The following is a 9,478-nucleotide window of genomic DNA, read 5'->3' as shown; positions in this document are numbered from 1 at the left end:
GGGCGTTCGCCCGCTGGGCGTCGCGCACCGCGCGGCGCGGCTGACCCGAGGGCCGTGCGACCGCGCAATCCCGCGCCCACCTCCGTTCGCGCGTCCGCGACGTCAGGAGGCGCCGCCCGTCACGGCGCCGCTTCGAGGATCTCCAGCAGGTCCTGCGCGGCGGCGCGCGGTCCGGCCACAAGGCCGACGCCCGTGGCGTTCAGCACGACCTCGTCCACGCCGATCTCCCGGTAGGCGTCGAGGCGTTGGTGGATCTCCTCGGCCGTGCCGTAGAGGAAGACGCCGCCGTCGACGAGCTTCTCGGCGTCCTTCGGGTCGCCGTCGCCGGAGACCTCGATGCCCGCCTTCTTCAGCGCGTCCTTGTAGTGCGGCGCCTGGATGTGCGTACCGCACGAGGCGCCCGCGAGATCGGTGACCTTGCGGTCGGGCCCGGAGAGGGCGACGGGCACGATGGCCGTCACGGTCGCGGGCTTCTCGGCCGTGCGCTGCTCGGCTCCCTTGCGCATCGCCGGCATGAGGATCTGGTCCAGATACGAGGCGGCGCCCAGCCACGTGATCGCGACGTCGGCGACCTCGCCCGCCAGGGCGGCCATCTTCTCCCGCAGCACCCCGAGGCCCACGTGGACCGGTGCCTGCTTGTACTCCAGGAGCTTGGAGACTCCGGGGAAGTGCGCGCCGGAGTTCTCGACGGTCTCGCCGTGCAGCAGCCCGCGCACCGTCGTGACGTACTCCCGGCATGCGCCGATCTGACTGCTGTAGGGGCTGCCCAGGAAGCTGCGCTGCGCCTGGAGGCCGCCGGGTCCGAAGCCCGCGACGACGGAGTGCCCCGTGGCCAGGGCGACCGAGCGTGCCTCGATCGCGGCCTGGTAGGGGGAGCGCAGCGGCATCAGCGTCACGCCGAAGCCGCTGGGGACCCTGATGCCGATGCCGGCCAGCCAGTTGATCAAGTGGTGGCTGTCCAGCAGCATTCCGTGGCCCTGCCACAGCCGGTCGGCACAGGTCCAGTTCACGAGGTTCGCGAACGGGACGACCTGTTCCGGCCGGACGGGGCCGAAGGGGAGAAGAATCGAGAGCCGCACCCCTGGAGTTCCTTTCGTTCAGTGACGCACGCGCACGATGCGCTCCCCTTGGCCGAGCCGTCGTTCCGGTACGGCTCCGCTACGACGACTTGCGGTCGTACTTGACGAACGCGCCCAGGGCGAGTGCCACGGTCAGCACGCCGATCACGGCGGCCAGCACGTAGTTCTCGCTGTAAGCAGTCGTGATGGCGATCGCGCCGCCGACGGCGACGATGACGCCCCAACTGCCCCTGTACTTCTTCATTTACGAACCTCCTGGTGCCGACCGGCCCTCGAGTACGCCGCAGGAAAGTGCGACGGGAATGTGGGAAAGCGCGGAGTCGGAATGCGAACCGTTTACGGCGAGGTGCAGCAAGGCATCGGTGTCACCGATGCCCGACCATCCGAACATGTACCCGATGAGGGATGTCCGCCCCCCGGCTCCGGTGAAGAAACCGTGCCGCCGGATCGTAGCAAGAACGCGTTCCTGATAGTCCTGTGCGCGGGAAAAAAGAGATTCGTCGCCGAGAATGCGTCCGGTGGCGATCAGCGATTGCACGACTCCGCTGCTGCCGTGGCAGACGGAGAGATCGAGCGCCCGTTCCCCGGGAATGCGCGTGGCTTTCCCGACGAGTTCGCCGAGTCTTCCGTCCTTCCCCGTCAGCCGTTCCTCGCGTCCGGCGGCGGAGAGCATCTCCGCGGAGGCGAGCAGCAGACCCGCGGCGCCGTTGCACCATCCCGCGTACGGGCTCTCGCCGCCCGACGCGAGGCGCTCGGTGAGCCAGTCCGCCGACTCCCGTACCAGGGCGGCGTCGTCCAGGACCCGGCCGATGCGGGACACCGCCCAGCGCAGGCCCAGTTCGCCGTGCGCGACGTCGAACCACTCGGCGGACCGCGGCGCCCGGAGATGGGCGAGCGTCAACTCCCGCAGTTTCGCGAGGAATTCTTCGTCGCATCCGGCGCCGTCGTCCCCGGTGCGGGAGAGCAGCGCCATCAGCAGCCCGGCGGGCCCGTTGGCCAGGTCGGTCTCCAGGCTGCCGGCGGCGGCCCGTTCGTCGATCTTCTCGGCGATCCGCCCGAGCCACTCGTCCTCCACCCGGGAGGGGGTGGCGAGCAGCAGCGACGAGGCGCCGGTGAAGACCGACTCCGGTGTCTGCATGAGGGATTCGCCGTAGCGCGCGAGCAGGCTCGTCAACCCGCGACGTGCGCTGTCGTACGCCTCCTCGGCGTCCTTGCATCGGGACGCCGCGCGCTCCAGGAACGTGACGACGCCGCCGGAGTCGTGGAAGGAGACGAAGTTCCCCGCGGTCATGGTGGGGGCGTTGCGCTCGGGGCCGATGCCGCAGAGCCAGCCGGTCTCCCGTCCCTCCGGTCCCTCGAACGGGACGCTCACCGCGTCGATCTTCCGCGCGATGCCCTGCCACCAGTCGCCGGAGCGGGCGCGGGCCAGCGTGACCTGGCCGAAGAGGCTCTCGGCGGACAGGCCCGCCGGGTCGTCGTCGGCGACCGCCTCGGCGAAGCACTCCTCCAGCAGGAACTGGTGATAGAGGTCCGTACGGGCCGAGTTGAGCTCCACTCCCCTGCGGGCCATCTCGATCGGCGTCGTCTTGTAGACGCCGGGGAAAGCGCCGCGGGTGGTGCCCAGTTCGGTCGAGTCGCTGCGGGTGACGAAGTAGGGGACGTTGCCGGAGAACAGCGCGGTGCGCTCTTCCTTGCGGGCGTATTCGGCGGCCTCCGGCGAGAGGTACTCCGGCATGTTCTTCAGCAGACCGAGCAGCCGCGCGGCCTCCTCCGGATTCCCCAGATATTTCGGGTGCGTGAAGGCGTCCAGGAATCTGCTGTAGACCATCGTGGAACGCAGCAGGGACCGCACCGTCATTTCCGGATAGGCGTCGACGATCTTCACGATCTCGCCGCTGCGCACGAACTCCAGGGCGTCGAAGTATCCCTCCAGGGTCTCCGCGAAATAGTCCGTCGCGGAGAGCCGTCTGTCGCCGAGCCGGGAGACGTTGCCGTGGTGCTTGTAGGTCACCGGCTCCCACTTGACGGAGATGTTGTCCGTGGTGTTGTCGCGTACGACGGGCCGCGTCAGATTCTTCGACTTCTGGTCGCCCGCGACGCCCACCCCGGCCATGTTGATGTCGATGGGCGAACTCGGGTCCACCATCGGCACCAGCATCGTGGAGACCACGGAGAGCTTCATGTGGTTCATGATCACGTGCGGCAGCGAGTCGTTCTCCACGCCGGCGTCGGCGCGGGTCATCGTCTCGGTGTCGATCACGCACGGATGCTCACCGCGGGCGAGCAGGTTCTCGTCGTGCAGATCGGACGCCCCGATCGAGCCGAGCACCGCGCAGAGCGCGCCGAAGCGGTAGAAGTACCGCGCGGGCTGGTCGGGCGTCTCCATCGGCCCGGCCGCGACGAACTCCTGCCAGCCGTGCGACCCGGAGGTGACGGACGCGGGGATGCACCCGTCCAGCGAGTGCTTCAGATACGGCTCGGCCGCCTCGTAGAGGTCCTTCACGAAACGGTCCGAGACCAGGGCACGCGGCTTGAACACGAGCCGGGCGCCGCCGGCGAGCCGCACATGGACGACCTGACGGTTGTCGTTGTGCGGGTCGGAGCCGGTGAGGACGACCTTCTTCAGCCCGCCGTCCTCCCCGGACGGCACCAGTCCCGCGGCACGCAGCGCCGCGCCGTCCGCCGCGTACGCGGTGAAGATCTCCGCGTAGGCGTCCAGCGAGTTGCGCAGCACCGTCTCCAGGCGCTGGAGCAGCACCGGGTATCTCGCCGTCACCGCACGGCAGTTGTCCGCGTCCCGCAGATGCTCGCCGAAGAGCGTCAGCGCCTCGTCGCCGCTGTCGGTCATCGGCAGCCCGCGGGCCTCGCGGAAGGAGTGGAACTCGCCGATGAGCGTGCGGAAGGACTGCCCCTCGACGGCCGCGACCAGGCCGTGCCACGCGTCGTCGAGCAGATCCTCGAGACAGCCGGGTCCGGCGACGGGCGCGATCACCTCGCGCAGCGCCGACTCGGCGTCCGCGCGCGGCGCGAGGTGCTCGTAGAAGGGGAGGAAGGCCGGGATCGACACGTTGGGTTGGCTCACGCCAGCTCGCCTCCGGCGAATAGTTCCGGTGCCTTCTCCGAGTAGAGGTCCGTGTAGACCGCGCCGGTGCCCAGCAGTTGTGTGTGGCTGCCCTGCTCGACGACGCGGCCGCCGTCGAGCACGTAGATGTGGTCGGCGGACTTGATGGTCGCCAGGCGGTGGGCGATGATCACCTGCGTCGCGCCGATGTGCTCGATGATCTCCCCGACCCGCCGCTCGTTGACGGTGTCCAGGGCGGACGTCGCCTCGTCCATCACGAGGATCGGCGGATTCTGGAGCAACGCCCGTACGATCGCGAGCCGTTGGCGCTGCCCGCCGGAGAAGTTCGCGCCCATCTCCGAGACGAGCGTCTTGAGCCCCATCGGCAGGTCCTCGAGGAAGTCGAGGATGCCCACGCCCGCGCAGTAGTCGCACACCACCTCGTCGGGGATGTCCTGGCCCAGCGTCAGGTTCTCCAGGATGGTGCGGTTGTGCAGATGGATCTCCTGCGGGATGTAGCCGATCTGCCGCCGCAGCGCGTTCTTGTCGTAGTGGCGCTGCTCGACGTCGCCGAACCGGATCTTCCCGCGCGTGGGTTCGTACAGTCCGCAGATGATCCGGCCGAGCGTGCTCTTGCCCGAGCCGGACGGGCCGACGAGCGCCACCTTGGAGCCCGCGGGGATGTCCAGCGAGACGTTCCGTACGACGAAGTCGCTGTGCTTGGTGTACTGGAAGCTCACGTCCTCGAGCTGGATCGAGGTCGACAGCAGATCCGTCAGCGTGCCGCCCGGGTCCTCCGGCTCGGTGTTGACGATGTCGTTGAGCCGGGCCATGTAGCGGGAGGCCTCGGTGAATTCGGTGTAGGTCTGGAAGACCGACGTCGAGAGCGAGAAGTACGTCGCGGAGACCGCCTGCACGGCGATGGCCGCGCCCAGCGAGATGAAGCCGTGGCTGACGAAGTACAGGCTGGTCAGCAGCAGCGTCATCGGGCCGAACATCTGCGTCGTGGTCGTCACACCGGCGATGCGGCCCTGCTGCATGCGCATCCGGTCCTTCATCGCGTCCAGCGACGAGCTGTAGACCTTGCTCCAGGTGTCGACGAACTCGCGGGCGTAGCCGCCCATCTTGATGGTCGGGATGGAGACGATCGCGTCGAGCTGCGTCGACTGGCTCTTGCTCAACTGGCTGATCTCGGCGTCGACATACTCCATGAGCCGCTGCCGCGTCTTCATCAGATAGGCCGCGTTGAGCAGGAAGAGGAAGACGGCGATCAGGCCCAGCCGCCACTCGACCCAGAAGAGATAGCCGCTCACGCACAGCAGCGTGCCGACGTCCAGGATGCCCTGCGCCACCCGCGAGGAGAGCAGGTCCCGGATCATGTTGACGCTGTTGAGCCGGAAGAGCAGTTCGCCGGGCTGCCGCACGGTGAAGAACTTGTACGGCAGGAAGAGCAGCCTGGTGAACGTGGTGCTCATCAGATGCTTGCCGAGCAGTGCGACGACGGACGAGAGCACCATCACCCGCACCACGTGCAGCGCGAAGTACGTCAGGGCGACGCCGACGACCGCCGCGAGCACCAGGCCCAGATCGTCCAGGCCGGTCCAGTGCTTCTGCCGGTCCACCGCCCACTCGGTCAGCAGCGGGATGCCCAGGATCGAGGCGTAGCCGCTGAAGGAGAGCAGGCCCACCAGGGCGATCTTCTTCGGCGAACCCTCCGCGAACAGCGGGATGTTGCGCCACTCGGCCAGCGGCTTCTGCCGCGAGCGCTCGAAGTCCGGGCCCACCTCGGCGCAGACGACGATGTTGCTGAAGCCCTCGGCCAGCTCCTCGCGCGTGAGCCGGCGCCGTCCGACGGCGGGGTCCATGACCGTCGCCTTGTGCCCGTCGAACTTCTCCAGGACGACGAAGTGGTAGTCCTCCCAGTAGAGGATCACCGGCGAGGTGAACTTCTCCAGCGCGGCGACGTCCTTGGCGCGGAAGAGCTTCGTCTCCATCCCCCGTGTCCGCAGAAAGCGCGCCAACTGCCCGGCGCTGAGCCCGTCGCGTCCCGCGTCCATGGCCTCGCGCGCGGTGGAGAGGTCCTCGGCGCGGCCGTAGTAGCGCAGCAGCGAGACCGTGCAGCACAGGCCGCACTCGGTCTGCGTCACCTGTGTCACCGTCGGCATCCTGCGTGACGACCGACGGCCCCCCTTGATGAATCCCATGGTCACCGGCTCTCGTACGTGAGGGTGACCGGCGATACGCGGACGTCGGGATCGATGCGGTTGACGAGGTGGAGCACGATTCCGGCGCTGCCGACCATGAGGCTGTTGGTGTGGGCGTACCGGCTCTGGTTGTCCCCGATCTTCCGCTTGAAGACGTCGGGTTGGAGCCATCGGCTCTCGATCTCCGCCACCTCGTCGGCGAGCGAGGGGTCGACCGTACGGGCCAGCCGGGCCAGCACGTCGTGGTTGCCCAGGTCGCCGTGGCACCACGTCATGTTCCGGCCGAAGCCGTGCCGGATGAGGTTGCCGACGGCCACGTCCCGCATGGCGGGGGCCACTTGGTCGTCGGAGACGGACGCGTACTCGGACAGGGCGAGGGCGATGCCGGTCGCGCCGTGGCACCAGCCGGTGGAGAAGGACCACGGAGTGGCGACGTTGGAGTACCAGTTGCCCTCGGCGGTGTCGTAGAAGCTCTGGAGCCGTGAGACGAGGCCGGCCAGCGTGGAGGTGACGGCCTCCCGCTGGTCCTCCTGTACCCGGGGAAGGACGGTGCTGAGCGCGTGGACCAGCCCGCTGACGCCGTGCCCGAAGCCGGACTGGGCCAGCACCGATTCGTGGCCGCCGGCGGCGAGCGCGCCGGTGAGCATGGACGTCAGGGCGGCGGTGGACTCCTCGGCGTGCTTGCCGCCGATCTCCCGTACGCAGCCCATGATCCCCGCGATACCGCCGACCACGTCGACGGGCAGCTCGGCCGGCGCGATGCCGCGCACCTGGTCGAGCACGAGCGGCACCGAGTTCTGCGCGGCCTCGACCCACTCGTCGGCCTCCAGCAGCCGACCCGCCGCGGAGAGCGCGAAGAGGATCCCGGCCATGCCGGTGTAGCCGCCGTATCCGGCCTGCTGAATGCTGCGCGCCTCGTAACGGCGCCCGGAGAGGATCTCGGCCATCGTCGAGAAGACCTGGCCGGCCAGGTCGCGGTAGCGGCGGTCGTCCAGGGCGCGTCCGGCCGCGGCGAGCGCCAGCGCGGGACCGACCCGCCCGGTGTACAGGTCGTATCCCAGAACGCCGGGCGGCCAGGGTCTGTTGGCCGACGCGGAGGCCAGCGGGCCGATCCAGGTGCGGGGCAGATGCGCGAACTTGTCGGGCAGCGCCGTGTCCACGAGGTTGTCGGCGAGGTCCGCGGCGAGCGCGATCAGCTCGTCCCGGGAGCGGTCGGAGGCGTACTTGGCCGGACGGCTCTGCTCGCCGCCGTCGGCCGAACTCCCCGAACTGGTCAGGTGGTTGTCGGGGAAGCGGGAGGAGAAGGCCGAGTAGACCAGCCGGAGCTGCTCCCGCAGCCCGGCCTCCGACATCCCGGCGGTCTTCGCCAGCGCGCGGTCGAGGGGCGTCTCGTCGAACTCGGCGCCCACCGGCGCACCGTCGCCGTCCCGCAGCGCGGTCTCCGCGGCGTCCACCGTGAAGTACGGGATGTCGCGCTCGGCGAGCTGGCGCACCTCGGAGGCGACGATCGCGTGCGCGGAGGTCTTGCTGGCGATCGCGATCCGCTTCAGCAGGGCCAGATACGGCTCGAAGTCGTCGAGGGCGCCCGCGCTGGAGGTCATGCGCAGCGTCTGCGCGTACAGCGCCGTCGGGTTGTGCACGTAGCGCACGCGGACGCCGGAGGCCGCCCGGCGCAGCAGCCGCTCCCAGCTTCCGTGGTCGGCCATCGCCGCGCGGAAGACCCGGCTGAAGCCGGCGGCCATGCGCGTGCCGAGCGCGTGGATCTCCTCCTCGGAGACGGCGCTGACGACGGTGCTGCGCTCCTGGGTCTGCTGCGAGCGGATCACCAGGGAGACGCGGTCGGTGTACGGGTTCTCGAAGACGATGCTCTTGAACGGCGAGGAGCCGCGGCCCTGGTCGCCGAGGAAGCCGAGGTCGACGTGTCCGGCGTCCTCGCCCTTGCCGACCATGACGAGCGGCAGGATGCCGACCCCGTAGATCGACTGCCCGATCGTCTCGTAGGCGTTGCCCGGGGCCTCCGGGGTGGGGCCGGTGTGGACGCGCGCCGGGTGGAGGATCGTCTCCAGGTCGATGGGGACGGGGCCGCGGCGCGTGGGCAGGATGTTCTCGAAGTGCATGTCGCGGGCGTTCAACAGGTAGAACACGGCGGCGAGTTCACCGCTGGCGTCCATGAACTCCGCGGACATGTCCGAGACGTCCTCGGCCTCGATGAACTCCACGTACCCGTAGCCCTCGCGCTGCAGGACGCTCGCGGCGGCGAGCGAGGTGCCCATGGCGGCGTTGAGTTCGCCCGCCACGGTCTCGTACGCGGCTTCGCAGGAGACGTCGCGCGGCTTGTAGACCAGCTTCTTGCCGGAGGCGTAGGTGAGCACCGAGACGCTGCGGCCGTGGTGGTGGGCGTCGCCCTCGGAGAATCCGCAGGAGACGATCGTGTCGGACGTCGCGATGCCGAACCGCTCGGCGATCGCCTCCCGGTCGGCGGTCAGCCGGGCGCACAACTCCTCTGCGGCGTCACGGCTGTTGGCGATCAGGACGCGGACGACGTCCTGGAGCACCGGGAAGGACAGCCCGGCCACGTCCTCGAAGGAGCCGCGGCGGGACTGCTCGACGAAGAAGGCGTAGCGCTCCTCGGGGGTCGCGCCCTCCAGCACGCCGTTCTCGCGCGCGTGGTTCACGGAGACGACGAGCGGACGGGTGCACACCTCGCGCAGCCGGCTCTCGGTACGGCCGAGGACCTGGAGCAGGGCGGCGGAGCGGTCGTGGAAGAGGTCCGCGTACGGCGCGAGCGGGTCGGGGTCGGCCACGGCGGCGGCCGCGCTCCTGATGACGTGCTGGAACGGGTACTGCTCGGGAGCCGCGAGCCACTCCTCGACCGTGCGGCGCGATGTGCCGTCGGGCTCCGAGGCGGCACGCTGTGCGGGGACGACGACCTTCTTGAGGACTCCGGCGATCTGGTCGTCGAACTGCGCGAGCGGCGCGATGGTTTCTTCGACTTCGACGCTGTCGAACTCCGGGTAGAACTCGGTTGGAGATATCACGGTGAGCTGCTCCCACTTTTCGCGAGATGTCGTAGAAACGGGCCGGAGTCGAGGCCACGGAATGGAGGCCCGGCTCGGGACGGGCCTCCATTCCGC

5 protein-coding genes are annotated in these 9,478 nt (G+C 69.4%); all 5 read right to left on the bottom strand.

All coding sequences use genetic code 11. From position 1 onward, the window contains the following. Positions 1–119 precede the first annotated feature (119 nt). On the bottom strand, positions 120–1,079 hold the full coding sequence (locus AN218_RS29180) for an LLM class flavin-dependent oxidoreductase (protein WP_171908835.1): 960 nt from the start codon (positions 1,077–1,079) through the stop codon (positions 120–122). A gap of 79 nt (positions 1,080–1,158) precedes the next feature. Further along, positions 1,159–1,323, bottom strand: a complete 165-nt coding sequence (locus tag AN218_RS37205; RefSeq protein WP_171908834.1) for a hypothetical protein — start codon at positions 1,321–1,323, stop codon at positions 1,159–1,161. Continuing rightward, a complete protein-coding gene (lanM, locus tag AN218_RS29175) occupies positions 1,324–4,161 on the bottom strand; it encodes a type 2 lanthipeptide synthetase LanM (RefSeq protein ID WP_070020089.1) in 2,838 nt (945 codons plus the stop codon). Continuing rightward, positions 4,158–6,305 carry a peptidase domain-containing ABC transporter gene (locus AN218_RS29170; RefSeq protein WP_070020092.1) on the bottom strand — a complete coding sequence of 716 codons (2,148 nt, stop codon included), beginning with the start codon at positions 6,303–6,305 and terminating at the stop codon, positions 4,158–4,160. Before AN218_RS29170 ends, lanM (AN218_RS29175) begins: the two co-directional genes overlap by 4 nt. Before the next feature lie 41 nt (positions 6,306–6,346). After that, positions 6,347–9,382, bottom strand: coding sequence for a type 2 lanthipeptide synthetase LanM (gene lanM / locus AN218_RS29165; RefSeq protein WP_070020088.1), 3,036 nt, complete (start codon positions 9,380–9,382; stop codon positions 6,347–6,349). Positions 9,383–9,478 lie beyond the last annotated feature (96 nt).

The sequence above is a fragment of the Streptomyces nanshensis genome (assembly GCF_001751255.1).
Taxonomy (GTDB): Bacteria; Actinomycetota; Actinomycetes; order Streptomycetales; family Streptomycetaceae; genus Streptomyces; species Streptomyces nanshensis_A.
This window is presented reverse-complemented; position numbering and strand designations above follow the sequence as displayed.

Bases quoted from the DNA above. Each gene is read 5' to 3' on its own strand.
- AN218_RS37205 (WP_171908834.1), bottom strand. From the start codon at position 1,323: ATGAAGAAGTACAGGGGCAGTTGGGGCGTCATCGTCGCCGTCGGCGGC.
- AN218_RS29170 (WP_070020092.1), bottom strand. From the start codon at position 6,305: ATGCCGACGGTGACACAGGTGACGCAGACCGAGTGCGGCCTGTGCTGC.